Raw genomic sequence first — 15,112 nt, forward strand, 5'->3', positions numbered from 1 at the left:
CGACCCTGATGACCCGCTGCCACCGCCGTGTGACCATCGATGTCATGCCGGAAGCCGCAGCACTGCCCCTCGACGACCCGCGGCCGCCGCGCAAGCTCTACCGCAGCGGCGACGGCCGCTGGCTCGGCGGAGTGGCGCGGGGCCTCGCCGGGCACCTCGGGCTGCCCGTGGTGTGGGTGCGGCTCGCCTTCGTCGGCCTGTTCATGGCCAACGGTCTGGGCGCGCTGCTGTACGCCGCGTTCTGGTTCTTCGTGCCGCTCGGCGTCGGCGGCGTGGGCGACCACAAGCCGCACTCGCTCGTCGGCACCGAGACCTCGCCGGACGGCCGCCGCAGACTCGTGGCCCGCAAGCCGGACAAGGGCCAGATGGTCGCCCTGCTGCTCATGGTCATCGTGTCGATGGTCTTCGTGGGCAGCGTCAACGTGACCAACACGGCGAAGGCGTACCTCCTGCCGACCGTCCTGGTCGCCGCCGGTGTCGCCCTGGTCTGGCGGCAGGCGGACAACGCCCGCCGGGCCCGCTGGGTCGAGGTCGGCAGCAGGCGCCGCCCCCTCACCCTGCTCCGCGCGGGCGTGGGCGTGCTGCTGGTCACGGCCGGAGTGTCCGCCATCTTCGTCATGCAGGGCTCGGCGGCCCACCTCGGCGCGGTGCTCCAGGCGGCGCTCGCCGTCCTCGTCGGCATCACGCTGCTGGCCGGTCCCTATCTCGTCCGCGTGACCCAGGACCTCTCCGAGGAGCGCCTGATGCGCATCAGGGCCCAGGAGCGCGCCGAGGTCGCCGCCCATGTCCACGACTCCGTGCTGCACACCCTGACCCTGATCCAGCGCAACGCCGACAACGCGAGCGAGGTGCGCCGCCTGGCCCGCGCCCAGGAGCGCGACCTGCGCACCTGGCTGTACAAACCCGAGGGCACCGGCCAGGACGAGGCCGACGAGCCGGACACGGTCGCGGAGGCGGTCCGGCGCAGCGCGGCCGAGGTGGAGGACAAGCACGGCGTGCCCATAGAGGTGGTCGTGGTGGGCGACTGCCCGCTGGACGAGAGGACGGCCGCGCAGATGCAGGCCGCGCGCGAGGCGATGGTGAACGCCGCCAAGTACGGTGGCGACGGCGGTCCCGTGCAGGTGTACGCGGAGGTTGAGGGGAGCACGGTGTTCGTGTCCGTCCGCGACCGCGGGCCCGGGTTCGACCTCGACGCGATACCCGCCGACCGCATGGGCGTCAGAGAATCGATCATCGGCCGTATGGAGCGCAACGGCGGCACGGCCCGGCTGCGGTCGGTGCCGGGCGGCGGCACGGAGGTCGAGCTGGAAATGGAGAGGGCGGAGAAGACGGCATGAGCGACGCGACCGAGGCGAACGGCACGACGGGGGCGGCGGAGGTGGCCGGTCCCGGACGCGACGCCGGGGGCGGGGCGGCCGGCCGCCAGGTGCGGGTGGTGCTCGTGGACGACCACCGCATGTTCCGTACGGGGGTCCAGGCGGAGATCGGGCAGACCGAGCGGACCGGGGTCGAGGTGGTCGGCGAGGCCGCGGACGTCGACCAGGCGGTCACGGTGATCACCGCGACGCGGCCCGAGGTGGTCCTGCTCGACGTCCATCTGCCCGGCGGCGGCGGGGTGGAGGTGCTGCGCCGCAGCGCCTCCCTGATGGCGGACCCCGAGCGGCCGGTGCGGTTCCTCGCGCTGTCCGTGTCGGACGCGGCGGAGGACGTGATCGGGGTGATCCGGGGCGGCGCCCGGGGCTATGTCACCAAGACCATCACCGGCAGCGACCTCATCGACTCGATCTTCCGGGTCCAGGAGGGCGACGCGGTCTTCTCCCCGCGCCTGGCCGGATTCGTCCTGGACGCCTTCGCCTCCACCGACGCCCCGCCGGTCGACGAGGACCTGGACCGCCTCACCCAGCGGGAACGGGAGGTGCTGCGCCTGATCGCCCGGGGCTACGCTTACAAGGAGATCGCCAAGCAGCTGTACATCTCGGTGAAGACGGTCGAGTCCCATGTCTCGGCGGTGCTGCGCAAGCTCCAGCTGTCCAACCGCCACGAGCTGACCCGCTGGGCGACGGCGCGCCGACTGGTCTGACCGGGGCCGTCGCGTCGGGACCGTCGCACCGGACGCGTCAGACCGGGTCCGCCACTCCGGATTCGTCGGGCCCGGTCCGGGCCTCGTGGAGCCGCAGCAGCGCGCGGGCGGCGTCGGCCACCGCGTTCCGCAGCTCCGGGGGTTCGAGGACCTCGATGCCCGGCCCGAGCCGCAGCACCTCACCGGTGGCGTGCTCGACCGACTCGATCGGGATGACCGTACGGACGCGGCCCTGCGCATCCGGCTGCTCCGCGTGGGTCTCGGCGGCGTCCAGGACCACGGTGTCCACCTGTTCCGGGAACCGCCGCCAGGCCTGCCCGGAGAGCCGGAGCACCGCCCGGCCCCGGAAGCGGTGCTCGTCGAACCCGGCGACCCAGCCGCGCCAGTACGCGGCCAGGTCGAAGCCGGTGGGCCGCTCGAAAGGTGCGCCGCCCGTGTCCGTGAGCCGCAGGATCTGCGAGACCCGGTAGGTCCGGACGGCGGCGCCCCTGACCTCGCTCCCCGTCCGCCCCGGGGACTGCGCCACCACGTACCAGACACCGGCCTTCAGCACGACGCCGAGCGGGCACAGCTCGCGCTCCACCTCCTGCGGCTCGGCCCAGCGGCGGTAGAGCACCCGCAGCGTCCGCCGGTTCCACACCGCCTCGGCGACGGCGGCGAGCCGGGGCACCTGTTCGGCCTCGCGGTACCAGCGCGAGGTGTCCAGGTGGAAGCGCTCGCGCACCCGTGCCGCCCGCTCGCGCAGCGCCGGTGGCAGAGCCGCGTCGAGCTTCAGCTGGGCCGCCGCGAGATCGGCGCCGAGGCCCAGTTCGGAGGCGGGGCCGGGAAGACCGGCCAGGGCGAGGGCGTCCGCCTCGGCTTCGTGCAGTCCGGTCAGCCGGGTGCGATAGCCCTCGACCAGCGAGAAACCGCCCGCGTGGCCCGGCTCGCCGTAGACCGGGACGCCCGCGGCGGACAGCGCGTCCACGTCCCGGTAGACCGTGCGGACCGAGACCTCCAGCTCGGTGGCGAGCTGGCGGGCCGTCATCCGGCCACGGTTCTGCAGAAGCAGGACGAGGGAGAGCAGACGGCTCGCGGTCATGGCCACGCGCGCCATCTTCGCCCACTCCACTGACAGAAGGTGGCAGTGAAGCCCCCTTCAATGGGCGCATGATCACGGAAAGTCATGCGCGGCACACGGGACGTCTCCTGGTGACAGCCGCCTTCGTCACCTCGCTGGGGAACAACGTCCAGCTGATCTCCGGCGCGCTGCTGGTCATCAGGGCCGAACACACGATGATGTCGGTGGGGTGGCTGTACATCGCCGTCGCGATCCCCCAGGCAGTGCTCTCGCCGTTCTTCGGGCGGCTGGCCGACCGGGTCGACCGGCGGGCGCTGTGGATCCTCAGTGACGTGGCGAGCACGGTCGTCGCGCTGGCGCTCCCCCTGTGGCTGTGGCTCGGCCATGGCGGCGACGCCGGGGCGCCGGTCTATCTGGCGAACCTGGCCCTGGCCGTCCTGGCCGCGCTGTTCTTCCCGGTCAGCAGCGCGCTGATCAAGGAGCGCATCCCCCCGGCGCGGCTGCGCCACTTCAACGCCCACTACGAGATGGCGACGCAGGCCGGGATGCTGCTCTCCGCGACGGTCGGCGGCCTCGCCGTCCAGGCGGTCGGAGCGGTCCCGTTGCTGCTGGTCAACGCCGGGACGTTCGTCGTGTCGGCGGTGTGCGTGGCCGCGATCGGGCGCCGGGGGCAGGAAGCGAGGCCGCAGGAAGCCTTCCCGGTCGTCGGCAAGGCCGACGCGAACGGCAACGCCAACCCTGACACCAATGGCGTCCGCACGCAGAGCGGCGACACCCCGGACACCCTCCTCGCGCCCCCGCGCGCCGCCCCGCTCCCCATGGGCCGCCTCATCGTGCTGTTCGCCCAGGGAAGCGTCGTCGTCACGGTGTTCAACGCCCTGCTGCCCAAGTTCGTCCTGGGCGATCTGCACCAGGGCGCGGGCACGTTCGGGGCCGTCGACGCGCTCGGCAGCCTCGGGTTCCTGCTGGCCACGGCCGCGTACAAGGTCTCGGGGCGCCGGTTCGGCGACCTGGGGACGGCGGTGGCCGGATTCCTGCTGTGCGCGGTGCTGTTCGTGTTCCAGCCCCTCTTCGGCCTGGCGGGGGTGCTGCTCCTGGTGCCGGTCGGCGCGTTCGTCTTCGGCCAGGCGCGGATCGCCTCGCGCAATCTGCTGATGACGGAGGTGGGACCGGACCGCGCGGGCCGGGCGTTCGGCGTGGCCAACGGCGGGGGACTGGCCGCCACGATCGTCGTGATGCTGCTGGCCGCGCAGGTCACCGACCGGCTGGGCATCGCGTACGGCTTCGCCGTGACCGCCGTACTGAGCGCGGTCACGACGGCCGCGGCGGCCCTCGGACTGTTCCGGGCGCGCGGCGGTGCCTCACACGACCCGGGTCGCCCCCGCGAACGGCATCTGGCTGATCGGGGCGATGCGGACCGGAGCCGAGGGGTTCGGGGCGTGGATCATCCGGCCGTTGCCGATGTAGAGGCCGACGTGGCTGACGCCTGAGTAGAAGAACACCAGGTCACCGGGGCGGAGCTGGGAGCGCGAGACGCGCCGTCCGGCGTTGATCTGGGCGTAGGTGGTGCGCGGGAGGGAGATGCCGGCGGAGCGGTAGGCGGCCTGGATCAGGCCCGAGCAGTCGAAGGCGTTGGGGCCGGTGGCGCCCCAGACGTAGGGGCTGCCGAGCTTGCGGTAGGCGTAGGCGACGGCCGCCGCGGCGCGGGAGTTGGCGGCGGCCGGGGCGGCCGTCGCCTTCGGCGCCCGGGTCTTCGCCGTGGAACCGGCGGGCGTGTGCGCGCGGACCGGCCGGGCGGCCGTGACGGCGTGGCCGGGGCGGGCCGGTGCGGTGCCGGTGGCCTTCTCCCGCTCCCGGGGGGTGAGCCGGTCCAGGAGCCGCCGGGCCTCGGTCAGCTTCGTGGCGACGGTCTTCTTCTGCCGCTTCAGCTCCGCCTGGCGGGCGCGCAGCGACTTCACCTCGACGCGGGCGGCGCCGCGCAGCTGCTCGATCTCGCGCAGCTGGGCGCGCACCCGGCTGACGGCACCGGCCTGCTGGTCGCCGACGCGCTCGGCGAGGGAGGCACCGTCCAGATACCGGTCGGGGTCGCTGGAGAGGGCGAGCTGCCAGGTCGGGGCGATGGTGCCGTCGCGGTACTGCGCGGCGGCGTAGGTGCCGAGGGCGTCGCGGGCGGTGTTCAGCCGCTGCTGCTTGCGGGCGGTCTCGTCGTGCAGCGCGTTCAGCCGCCGCTGCGCCGCGTCCGCCTTCTCCTTGGCGCCGTTGTACTTCTCGGTGGCGTTCTCCGCCTCCCGGTACAGCGCGTCCACTCTGGTCCTGACCTGCGCCGGGGTGAGCTGGGGCTCGGCGTGGCCGACTCCCTCGAAGGCTGTCGCGGTCGCCGCCCCCGCGAGGGCGAGGGTCGCGGCCGTGCGGGCGGTGTTGCCGCCCAGCGAGCGATGTCGGGGCCTCCGGTGCGTTGCCACCTGGACCGTCACGTCCTTCCCTGGACTCGTACGGCCGAGGACCCGTACGACTCGTGCGGCCGGTGTCCGGCTGCCGCCCGCACAGGGGAGACGGGCAGCCGCCGGACGTTCCTCGGCGGTGGTGTCCGGCTGCCGCCCCTGGTCCGGGCGGCGTGGGGAGCCGGTCACCTGGGGGAGGACGCTAGGCGGGTGTGTGACAGGTTGGTAACGGGTGTGCGGAATTGTCCGTGACGGGCCGGGTCGGGACCGTTTCCGACCGGGCCGCCGAAGCGGAAGCGTCGCCTTCGCGCAGCCCGGTGACCGATGGGGGTATTCCGGACACGTGGGGCGGGAGAGGTGGTACGGCGCACCCCCGCTAGGCTCCGGAGCATGGACGTACTCATCCATCTCTTCGTCGGCCTGCACATCATCGGCATCGCCGCGCTGCTCGGCGGTTTCCTCACCCAGATGAAGGCGATGGGCCGGGGCACCGCCCGCTTCGTCCCCGGCATGCTGCACGGCGCGTTCACCATGCTGGTCACCGGCGTGGTCCTGGTCGGCCTCAACGAGGCACAGGGCCACCACGTCAACTCCATCAAGATCGGCATCAAGCTGGCCCTGCTGATCGTGATCCTCGGCCTGGTCTACGTGAAGCGCGACGAGGAGAAGGCCGACAAGGGCTCCTTCGCGCTGGTCGGCGCGCTGACCACGGCGAACATCTTCATCGCCGTGCTGTGGACGTGACCCCGGACGCCTCGGGACCGCCGCCCCGGCCCCGGGCTCCGGACCGCGCCGCGCGCACCGCGCCCGCGGCGGCCCCGAGCCACACCGCGAACGACACCCACACCAGCACCTGCCCCGGCACCCGCAGCCAGCCGATGCCCACGGCAGCCGCGACCGCCAGCGTCGTCGCCCCCGACATCCCCATCGAGAAGACCGTCGCCCAGCGTCCGAGGCCGTAGCGCGGACGCGGGCGCGTCAGCTCCGCCACCAGCAGGACGGCGTACCAGGCCAGGTCGAGCACGAGCAGGGCGACCGTCACATCGCGCAGGACGCCGCTGTCGTCCTCGTTCCACAGGTACAGCCGCGGGCCGTCGGCGGCGAGCAGCCGGGCCCCGGCCAGCGCCGAGATGGACAGCGCGCCGCCCGCGATCCAGTGGTCGCCGGAGCCCCGTGTCAGCTCGCCCGGATCGAAGCGCGGCAGGGCGAGGCCGTAGAGCAGCAGGCCCCCACCGAACAGCACCAGCGCGGTGTGGGCGAGCCATGCCACCGCCTCGGTTCCGGCGAGCGTGGCCGCCAGTACCGCGAGCGCCTGTGTGGCCACACAACACAGGAACACCGCTCCGGGCATGCGATGCCCCCAGTGCCGTGTGACGACGTAGAGCAGCACCGGCCAGCACAGCGCGGCCAGGGCCAGCAGGGCCTCGGCCAGGACGGCCCAGCCGAGGAGAGCGAAGCGGGTGCCGAGCACGGCCGTCGCCGCCACGGCGGTCAGCGCGCCCGGGGTGCGGGCCTCGGTCAGCCACCGCTCCCGCTGCCGGGCCAGCCGCAGGGCGAAGTCGGCGGCCAGCGCGAGCCAGCCGGTGCAGGCCAGGGCCAGGAAGATCAGCGACACCGTCCCGGCTCCGGCCAGGTGCAGGCCGATCGAGACGACGGCGGTCGCCATCACGGCGGTACCCGCCGCCGGAGGACGTTCCCACCACCACGCGCGCAGACCTGAGATGCCGGACATGTGCCGATGCTAGGGAGCCGCGCCGCCCCGGACCGCGGGGCACGCGCACGGGGGGCTCGAAAGGACGCGCGCACCCCGCCCGGCCCTCCGGGTGCGCCCGCCGACGACGTGGGCCGCGTCACCCCCGGCCGCCCTCACCAGGCCATACGCCGCTCCACCGAGATCAACTCCCCGGAATTCCGAACGGGTTCCCCGGGTGGCGACCGGTTGTCGGTGGGGCGCCCTAGACTCGTAGAGCGATGAGCAGCCTCTTTGACGACAGCTTCCTGGCGGACCTCCAGGCCCCGCACGGCCACGAGGAACAGCCCCCACCGCCCGAGGACGAGCACGCTCCGGAGCCGATTCCGGACGATCTGTTCGGCGGGAAGTTCGACCTGCCGCCGGACCGTGACGCGCACTACCGCGACGGCGCCCCGCGCCCCGCGATCGACGCGGCGGCCCTCCTGGACGGGCTGAACGAGAACCAGCGTGCCGCGGTCGTGCACGCGGGCTCCCCGCTGCTCATCGTCGCGGGCGCCGGGTCCGGCAAGACGCGCGTGCTCACCCACCGCATCGCCCATCTCCTGGCCGAGCGTCATGTGCACCCGGGCCAGATCCTCGCGATCACCTTCACCAACAAGGCCGCGGGCGAGATGAAGGAGCGCGTCGAGCAGCTCGTCGGCCCGCGTGCGAACGCGATGTGGGTCATGACCTTCCACAGCGCCTGCGTCCGCATCCTGCGCCGCGAGTCGAAGAAGCTCGGCTTCACCTCGTCGTTCTCGATCTACGACGCGGCCGACAGCAAGCGGCTGATGGCCCTGGTCTGCCGCGACCTGGACCTCGACCCCAAGCGCTACCCGCCCAAGTCCTTCAGCGCCAAGATCAGCAACCTCAAGAACGAGCTGATCGACGAGGAGGACTTCGCCGCCCAGGCGACCGACGGTTTCGAGAAGACCCTCGCCCAGGCGTACGCGCTCTACCAGTCGCGGCTGCGCGAGGCCAACGCGCTCGACTTCGACGACCTGATCATGACCACGGTCAACCTGCTGCGCGCCTTCCCGGACGTGGCCGAGCACTACCGCCGCCGCTTCCGGCACGTCATGGTCGACGAGTACCAGGACACCAACCACGCGCAGTACGCGCTGGTGCGCGAGCTGGTCGGCACCGGCGACCATGATGAGGACGTACCGCCGAGCGAGGCCGACCTGCCGCCCGCAGAGCTGTGCGTCGTCGGTGACGCGGACCAGTCGATCTACGCCTTCCGGGGCGCGACGATCCGCAACATCCTCCAGTTCGAGGAGGACTACCCGAACGCGACGACGATCCTGCTGGAGCAGAACTACCGCTCCACGCAGACCATCCTCTCCGCCGCCAACGCGGTCATCGAGCGCAACGAGTCCCGCCGCCCCAAGAACCTGTGGACCAACGCGGGCCAGGGCGCGGGCATCGTCGGCTATGTCGCGGACACCGAGCACGACGAGGCCCAGTTCGTCGCCGAGGAGATAGACCGTCTCACCGACGCGGGTGACGCCAAGGCCGGGGACGTGGCGGTGTTCTACCGCACCAACGCCCAGTCCCGCGTTTTCGAAGAGATTTTCATCCGCGTCGGCCTGCCCTACAAGGTCGTCGGCGGTGTCCGCTTCTACGAGCGCAAGGAGGTCCGGGACGTCCTGGCCTACCTGCGAGTCCTCGCCAACCCCGAGGACTCGGTGCCGATGCGCCGCATCCTCAACGTGCCCAAGCGCGGCATCGGCGAGCGTGCCGAGGCGATGATCGACGCCCTCTCCCAGCGCGAGAAGATCAGCTTCCCGCAGGCGCTGAAGCGCGTGGACGAGGCGTACGGCATGGCCGCGCGCTCCACCAACGCGGTCAAGCGGTTCAACGCGCTGATGGAGGACCTGCACACGATCGTCGAGTCCGGCGCCGGACCGGCCACCGTCCTGGAGGCCGTCCTCGAACGCACCGGGTATCTGGCCGAGTTGCAGGCGTCCACCGACCCGCAGGACGAGACCCGCATCGAGAACCTTCAGGAACTCGCCGCCGTGGCCCTGGAGTTCGAGCAGGAGCGCGAGGACAGCGAGGACCAGGGCACCCTGGCCGACTTCCTGGAGAAGGTCGCCCTCGTCGCGGACTCCGACCAGATCCCCGACGAGGAGGACGGCGACGGCGTCATCACGCTGATGACCCTGCACACCGCCAAGGGCCTGGAGTTCCCGGTCGTCTTCCTCACCGGCATGGAGGACGGCGTGTTCCCGCACATGCGTGCCCTCAACCAGACCAAGGAGCTGGAGGAGGAGCGGCGCCTGGCGTACGTCGGCATCACGCGCGCCCGCGAGCGGCTGTACCTCACGCGCGCGTCGATGCGCAGCGCCTGGGGCCAGCCCTCGTACAACCCGCCCTCCCGCTTCCTGGACGAGATCCCGGCCACCCATGTGGAGTGGAAGCGCACGGGTGCGGTGGCCGCGCCGCCGTCCTCCCGGGCGGGCTCGATCGCGTCCTCGCTCTCCTCCAGCCGCTCGCGTTCGTCGGCGGCGGGCGCGTCCGGGTTCGCCACGCGGCGGGCCTCGGAGAAGCCGGTGGTGGCGCTCGCGGTCGGGGACCGGGTCACGCACGACCAGTTCGGGCTCGGCACGGTCGTCGCGGTGGCCGGTGCGGGCGACAAGGCGCAGGCCACGATCGACTTCGGCGGCGGCAACGCCAAGCGGCTGCTGCTGCGGTACGCACCGGTCGAGAAGCTGTAGCCGAGCGGGAGGCCGCGGACGAGGCCGCCGGACGAGTGAGCCCCCGCCTTCGAGGCGGGGGCTCGTTCTGTGAGTTCGGGGCGATCAGGTCGGGTCGAGCCCGTGGCTGCGCAGCCACGGCAGCGGGTCGATCGCCGCGCCGCCGCCCGGGCGCACCTCGAAGTGCAGGTGCGGGCCGGTGGAGTTGCCCGAGTTGCCGGAGAAGGCGACCGGCTGCCCGGCCTTGACGACCGTACCGCTGGCGACGCGGTAGCTGGACAGATGGCAGTACCAGGTCTCGGTGCCGTCCTTGGCCGTGATGATCATCATGTTGCCGTAGGCGCTGTTCCACTTCGTGGAGACGACACCGTCGGTGGCCGCCATCACGGTGGTGCCGTAGGAGACGGGGAAGTCGATGCCGGTGTGGACGGACATCCAGTTCACGCCCGCCTGGCCGAAGTAGGCGCTGAGGCCCTTCTGGGCCACCGGGAGCATGAACTTGGGGCGCAGCCGCTCCTTGCGCGCGGCCTCGGCGGCGGCCTCTTTCTTCTCCTGCGCCTGCTGCGCCTTGAGGTCGATGCGCTCCTGGGTGCGGCTCGCCCGGTCGGTGAAGTCGTCGACCCCGGCGGAGAGCGTCTTGAGCTGGCTGTCCAGCTTGCTGTTGGCGACGGACGGCTCCACCGTGTGCGCGTCCGAGGCCGAGGCGGCCGTCTCGTGGCTGTCCTCGGTGAGGTTGCCGACCGAGGCGGCGGCGATCCCGGCCACGCCCATCACACAGACCGAGGGCACGGCGACCGTCAGCAGGGCCGAGCGCTTGGCGGGTGTACGGCGCCGGGAGCGGTTCGCCGCGCGACCGCCCGCGCGGGGCGCCGGCACGGTCTCCTCCTGGTCCTCCAGGAGGGCGGAGGCGACGGGGATCTCGCCGGTCGAGTCCAACTCCTCGTCCGGCAGGGCCGTTTCGCCGAACTCCTCGATCGTGGCGGCGTCGCCGTAGGGGGAGTGCGGGTCGTCCAGGTGCTCGAACGTGGCCGTCTGGTCGTACGGCGTGTGGTCCTGCGCGTGGTCCTGTGCCTCGAACGCCACCGCGTCCTGCGCGTCGTACGCCGTGTGGTGCTCCTGGTGGCCTACTGCCGCGCCGCCGTCGGAGTTCCACTGGGTGGCGTCGTAGGCACCGGTGTCGTAGGTCTGCGCGTTCCAGTCCCACTGCTGGGTCTGGTCGTGGCCCGCCGCGCCGTCGGTCTGGAGCCACGCGCTCGCGTCCCACTGGCCGCTGACGTCATGGCCGGTGGCCTGCGCGGGGACCTGCCAGGCGGTGGTGTCGTAGGCGCCCGTGTCGGCGACGGGGTGGTGCTGGGTGGCGTACGGGTCGTGGGCGTAACCGGTCTGCCAGGCGGTGGTGTCGTACCCGCCGGTCTGGGCGCCGCCCGTCTGCACGCCGTAGTACGCGTCGAAGGCTCCGGTCTGGCCCGTGCCCACCGCGAAACCAGTGGCGTCGTAGCCGCTGTAGGTGGTGAGGTCGTCGTACGGGACTTCCGGTGCTCCGTACGGCGCGTAGTGCGCGGTGGAGGCGTCGGAAGCCGGGGCCGGGGAGGTCATGGTCCCCGACGGGTGACGGTCGTTCACCAACTTCTCTTTCGCCTCGACAACAGGGGCTGCCAGAGCAGTGCGGCGACTGTACCCGGCGGTCCACGGGCGCCACAATCTTCCGCCGGTTTCGCGGCGGCGGGAAACGGGCATTCGGCCGTGTTTCGGGGGTCACGGACGCGAGTTTGGCCTTGTGTTCGAAGAGTGTTCGATGGTGAGTGACGTTGTGTCACCTGTGCGCGGGCTGTGTCACGGCTGTTTCGGGCGCCGGTCTCGAAGGAACGGATTCCCGGGCCGGGGAGCGGGGACGCGGTTCGTGACGGTGCGTGTTCGCCCCGAAGTGTTCCGTCGGCCGGGCTGCCCACCGCTGAGGCGTCTCTCGGGCCACCGTCAGGCCACGGTGAGGCCGCCCGTCTGGCGCTTCGTCGCGGACTCGGCGTCCAGGGCGTCCCGTATTCCGGCGGCCACGGCGGGGTGGACGGGGAGGGCCAGGTGGCCGATGCCGGTGACGCGGATGTTGAGGGCGTCCAGGTCGGGGTGCTCGACGCAGGCCGCCTCCAGCGGGTCCATCACGGAGTCCAGGTCGCTCCAGAAGCTCACGAACCGCGTGCGGCAGCCGGGTGCCGGGCGGGACAGCTCCTCGATGACCGCGGAGTCCGGGCGCATCTGCCGGACGATGGGGTGGGCGTTGGCCAGCGGTATCGCGCGGGTGCCCGCGTGCGGCGTGCCGAGCGTGACCAGGGTGCGAACCCGCAGGTCACCGCCGAGGCACTGCACGTAGTAGCGCGCGATCAGGCCGCCCAGGCTGTGGCCCACGATGTCGATCTGACGGCTGCCGGTGCGCTCGCAGATCTCCTCCACATGGCGGGCGAGCAGCTCGGCGGCCGTGCGGATGTCGCAGGTCAGCGGCGAGTAATTGAGCGATTCCACGCGCTGGCGGCCGTTCTGCGCGAGGCTGCGGCGCAGCAGCACGAACACCGAGCGGTTGTCGATGAAGCCGTGCAGCAGGATCACCGGCGGGCCCGCCGGGACGGGCAGCCGGGCGGCGCCGTCCGGTGGCGGCAGGGCCGCCTGACGCCGCTCCTGGGTGAGCCCGGTCGGGTACAGCAGCACGTGTCCCGCCAGGATCGCGGCCTCCAGCGCGGTGGCCTTGAGCAGCGTCATGGACAGAGAGGCCAGTCTGCCGGGCCAGAAACGGCGGCAGATCGGGAGGAAGAGCGGAATTACTCCGGTGACCTTCATTGGCCGACCTCCTGTCGGCGCGCGGGAGGTGTCTCTGTCCCCCGCGCGCCCTCATGTCCCACCATGTGATTTCCCCCTCCCCGCCGGTCGTAAAACTGCCGGTTGCGGGATCCTGGCGATAACGTTCGTTCACTTCGCGACGGTGGCGGAACGTGCCAGAGATGCGGTACTTGTCGGTATGACGGAAGCGGCCGCTTCCGGTGGCTCGATGGAGGCAGTGATGGGTGTGGCAGCCGGTCCGATCCGCGTGGTGGTGGCCAAGCCGGGGCTCGACGGCCACGATCGCGGGGCCAAGGTCATCGCGCGCGCACTGCGCGACGCCGGTATGGAGGTCATCTACACCGGTCTCCATCAGACGCCGGAGCAGATCGTCACCACCGCGATCCAGGAGGACGCCGACGCCATCGGGCTGTCCATCCTCTCGGGCGCCCACAACACGCTCTTCGCCGCCGTCATCGACCTCCTCAAGGAGCGCGACGCCGAGGACATCCTCGTCTTCGGCGGCGGCATCATCCCGGAGGAGGACATCCCCCCGCTGCGCGAGAAGGGGGTCGCGGCGATCTTCACCCCGGGCGCGACGACCGGCGCCATCGTGGACTGGGTGCGGGAGAACGCGCGGCAGCCGGCGGCATCGGGTGGCTGACCAGCGCTTTCACGCTCCTTCGGGTATCAGCTCCTCCGCCATCGCCGTGCGCAGCCGCAGGGTGGTGGCGAGCCGCTGGAACGCCTCCGCCCAGTAGCCCCCGGCGCCCGGGCGGCCGTCCTCGCGTTCCTCGGGGCGGGCCAGCAGGGCGTCCAGACGGGTGGTCTCCGCCGGGTCGAGACAGCGTTCGGCCAGGCCCATCACCCCGCTGAAGCTCCACGGATAGCTGCCCGCCTCCCGGGCGATGTCGAGCGCGTCCACCACCGCCCGGCCGAGCGACGGCGCCCACGGCACCGCACACGCGCCGAGCAGCTGGAACGCCTCCGACAGGCCGTGCCGGGCGATGAACCCGGCCGCCCACTCCGCGCGCTCGGCCGCCGCCAGCGTGGTCAGCAGTCTCGTCCGGTCCGCGAGGGACACGGCACCGGGACCACCGGCCTCCGGTGCGGCGGGCGGCCCGAGCAGCGCTCTCGCCCACTCCGCGTCCCGCTGCCGCACAGCCGCCCGGCACCAGGCCGCGTGCAACTCCTCCTGCCAGCCGTCGGCCACGGGCAGCGCCACGATCTCCTCCGGCGTACGGCCACCGAGCCGCGCGGACCACACCCCGAGCGGGGCAGCCTCCACCAACTGGCCCAGCCACCAGGACCGTTCACCCCTGCCCTTGGGCGGCCGGGCCGCGACACCGTCCCGCTCCATGCCCGCGTCGCAGACGTGTGGCGCCTCCACGACGACGGTCGGCTCCGCGCCCGTGTGATCGAGGGCCACGCAGGTCAGGGCGCGCTCCGCCATCCGCGCGGCGAGTGCCGAGCCGGGCAGCGCGGACAGCAACTCGGCCGCCGTGGCACGCACGTTGCGGCTGCGGTCGGCCAACGCCCGCTCCAGGAAGGGTTCGTCGGCCCCCGACAGGTTCGCGCGCAGCGAGTCGAGAAACATCAGGCGGTCCTCGGCGCGCTCCGTGGGCCAGGTGGATTCCAGCAACTCCCTTGCCTTGGCCGGTGCGTGCGACCTCACGGCCGTCAGTACGGCGACCCGCTCGGCGAACAGGCCCTCCTGCCAGAGCTGTCGTACGGCCTCGCCGTCCTCGGGGTCGGGCAGCGCCGAGCCTCCGGGGGCCGTGCGGCGGGCGAACCGCCAGTCCGGGTTCAGACGGGACAGCCACAGGGCTCTCGGGCCCGCGAACTCCAGCGCCGCCGGGCGCAGATCGGTCCTGCCCCGGGCCGCGTCGAGCAGGGCGGGCAGAAGGTGCGGGGGCGGTGCGTAGCCGTACGCGTTGGCCGCCGCGAGCCACTGGGGGAGGAGTTCGGTGAGGTCGGGGGTACTGCCGCGGCGGGTGCCCGCGGCGGAGCGGTCGGTGAGGAGGGCGGTGAGTCTGCGGGCGGCGCGGGCCGGGAGCGGGGGGCGTGGGTCCTCGGGGGCGGGCTCGGGGCGGGGTGCGGCGGGTCCGGCACGCAGACCGGCTCGGCGTCGGACGGTCGCCACGGCGGCGGCGTCGAGCAGGGCCAGGGGTGCGGCGCGCCCGTCGTGGGGTGCGGGCGGTGCGGGCAGGGGGCGGCGGTCGGTGCCGAGCAGGGCGGTGGTGAGTAGATCGTCCCAGGAAGGTGTGGTGATGGCCGTCGTCTCGTGCATGAGGG

11 protein-coding genes and 1 pseudogene are annotated in these 15,112 nt (G+C 72.6%); 6 read left to right on the top strand and 6 right to left on the bottom strand.

The features are described 5' to 3' along the window. Positions 1-44 precede the first annotated feature (44 nt). Positions 45-1,337 carry an ATP-binding protein gene (locus B079_RS0101450; RefSeq protein WP_026248245.1) on the top strand — a complete coding sequence of 431 codons (1,293 nt, stop codon included), beginning with the start codon at positions 45-47 and terminating at the stop codon, positions 1,335-1,337. Beyond that, positions 1,334-2,080 carry a LuxR C-terminal-related transcriptional regulator gene (locus B079_RS0101455; protein WP_018543983.1) on the top strand — a complete coding sequence of 249 codons (747 nt, stop codon included), beginning with the start codon at positions 1,334-1,336 and terminating at the stop codon, positions 2,078-2,080. Before B079_RS0101450 ends, B079_RS0101455 begins: the two co-directional genes overlap by 4 nt. Positions 2,081-2,117: 37 nt before the next feature. Here the strand turns inward: B079_RS0101455 and B079_RS0101460 are convergent, their stop codons facing one another. Beyond that, positions 2,118-3,161, bottom strand: a complete 1,044-nt coding sequence (locus B079_RS0101460; RefSeq protein ID WP_051094972.1) for a WYL domain-containing protein — start codon at positions 3,159-3,161, stop codon at positions 2,118-2,120. 68 nt (positions 3,162-3,229) lie between these two features. On the opposite strand from B079_RS0101460, the pseudogene B079_RS31130 reads away from it, so the two are divergent. Then, positions 3,230-4,333, top strand: a pseudogene (locus B079_RS31130) (MFS transporter); the annotation flags it as partial. Between the two features lie 168 nt (positions 4,334-4,501). Here the strand turns inward: B079_RS31130 and B079_RS33515 are convergent. After that, a complete protein-coding gene (locus tag B079_RS33515; RefSeq protein WP_199779865.1) occupies positions 4,502-5,602 on the bottom strand; it encodes a C40 family peptidase in 1,101 nt (366 codons plus the stop codon). Positions 5,603-5,971: 369 nt separating this feature from the next. Here B079_RS33515 and B079_RS0101475 point away from each other — a divergent pair, with 369 nt between their 5' ends. Further along, a complete protein-coding gene (locus tag B079_RS0101475; RefSeq protein WP_018543987.1) occupies positions 5,972-6,325 on the top strand; it encodes a hypothetical protein in 354 nt (117 codons plus the stop codon). Here B079_RS0101475 and B079_RS0101480 read toward each other — a convergent pair. Continuing rightward, positions 6,303-7,313, bottom strand: coding sequence for a membrane protein (locus B079_RS0101480; protein WP_026248246.1), 1,011 nt, complete (start codon positions 7,311-7,313; stop codon positions 6,303-6,305). The genes B079_RS0101475 and B079_RS0101480 overlap by 23 nt on opposite strands. 239 nt (positions 7,314-7,552) lie before the next feature. Here B079_RS0101480 and pcrA point away from each other — a divergent pair, with 239 nt between their 5' ends. Beyond that, positions 7,553-10,033 carry a DNA helicase PcrA gene (gene pcrA, locus B079_RS0101485; protein ID WP_018543989.1) on the top strand — a complete coding sequence of 827 codons (2,481 nt, stop codon included), beginning with the start codon at positions 7,553-7,555 and terminating at the stop codon, positions 10,031-10,033. Between the two features lie 84 nt (positions 10,034-10,117). Here pcrA and B079_RS0101490 read toward each other — a convergent pair whose 3' ends face one another. Next, positions 10,118-11,635 carry a M23 family metallopeptidase gene (locus B079_RS0101490; protein WP_026248247.1) on the bottom strand — a complete coding sequence of 506 codons (1,518 nt, stop codon included), beginning with the start codon at positions 11,633-11,635 and terminating at the stop codon, positions 10,118-10,120. Between the two features lie 351 nt (positions 11,636-11,986). Then, positions 11,987-12,838 (bottom strand): esterase/lipase family protein, encoded by an 852-nt coding sequence (locus tag B079_RS0101495; RefSeq protein WP_018543991.1) that lies wholly within the window; start codon positions 12,836-12,838, stop codon positions 11,987-11,989. Between the two features lie 220 nt (positions 12,839-13,058). On the opposite strand from B079_RS0101495, the gene B079_RS0101500 reads away from it, so the two are divergent. Continuing rightward, positions 13,059-13,481: a cobalamin B12-binding domain-containing protein gene (locus B079_RS0101500; RefSeq protein ID WP_018543992.1), complete on the top strand. Its 423-nt coding sequence runs from the start codon at positions 13,059-13,061 to the stop codon at positions 13,479-13,481. Between the two features lie 9 nt (positions 13,482-13,490). On the opposite strand, the gene B079_RS0101505 is transcribed toward B079_RS0101500, so the two are convergent. Next, entirely contained in the window at positions 13,491-15,107 is a 1,617-nt protein-coding gene (locus tag B079_RS0101505) for a DUF5691 domain-containing protein (protein WP_018543993.1), read from the bottom strand. Between the last annotated feature and the right edge of the window lie 5 nt (positions 15,108-15,112).

Source organism: Streptomyces sp. LaPpAH-108 (assembly GCF_000373625.1).
Taxonomy (GTDB): domain Bacteria; phylum Actinomycetota; class Actinomycetes; order Streptomycetales; family Streptomycetaceae; genus Streptomyces.

Coding starts and splice junctions, on each gene's coding strand:
- B079_RS0101450 (WP_026248245.1), top strand. CDS start 45: ATGCCGGAAGCCGCAGCACTGCCCCTCGACGACCCGCGGCCGCCGCGC.
- B079_RS0101455 (WP_018543983.1), top strand. CDS start 1,334: ATGAGCGACGCGACCGAGGCGAACGGCACGACGGGGGCGGCGGAGGTG.
- B079_RS0101460 (WP_051094972.1), bottom strand. CDS start 3,161: ATGACCGCGAGCCGTCTGCTCTCCCTCGTCCTGCTTCTGCAGAACCGT.
- B079_RS0101475 (WP_018543987.1), top strand. CDS start 5,972: ATGGACGTACTCATCCATCTCTTCGTCGGCCTGCACATCATCGGCATC.
- B079_RS0101480 (WP_026248246.1), bottom strand. CDS start 7,313: ATGTCCGGCATCTCAGGTCTGCGCGCGTGGTGGTGGGAACGTCCTCCG.
- pcrA (WP_018543989.1), top strand. CDS start 7,553: ATGAGCAGCCTCTTTGACGACAGCTTCCTGGCGGACCTCCAGGCCCCG.
- B079_RS0101495 (WP_018543991.1), bottom strand. CDS start 12,838: ATGAAGGTCACCGGAGTAATTCCGCTCTTCCTCCCGATCTGCCGCCGT.
- B079_RS0101500 (WP_018543992.1), top strand. CDS start 13,059: ATGGGTGTGGCAGCCGGTCCGATCCGCGTGGTGGTGGCCAAGCCGGGG.
- B079_RS0101505 (WP_018543993.1), bottom strand. CDS start 15,107: ATGCACGAGACGACGGCCATCACCACACCTTCCTGGGACGATCTACTC.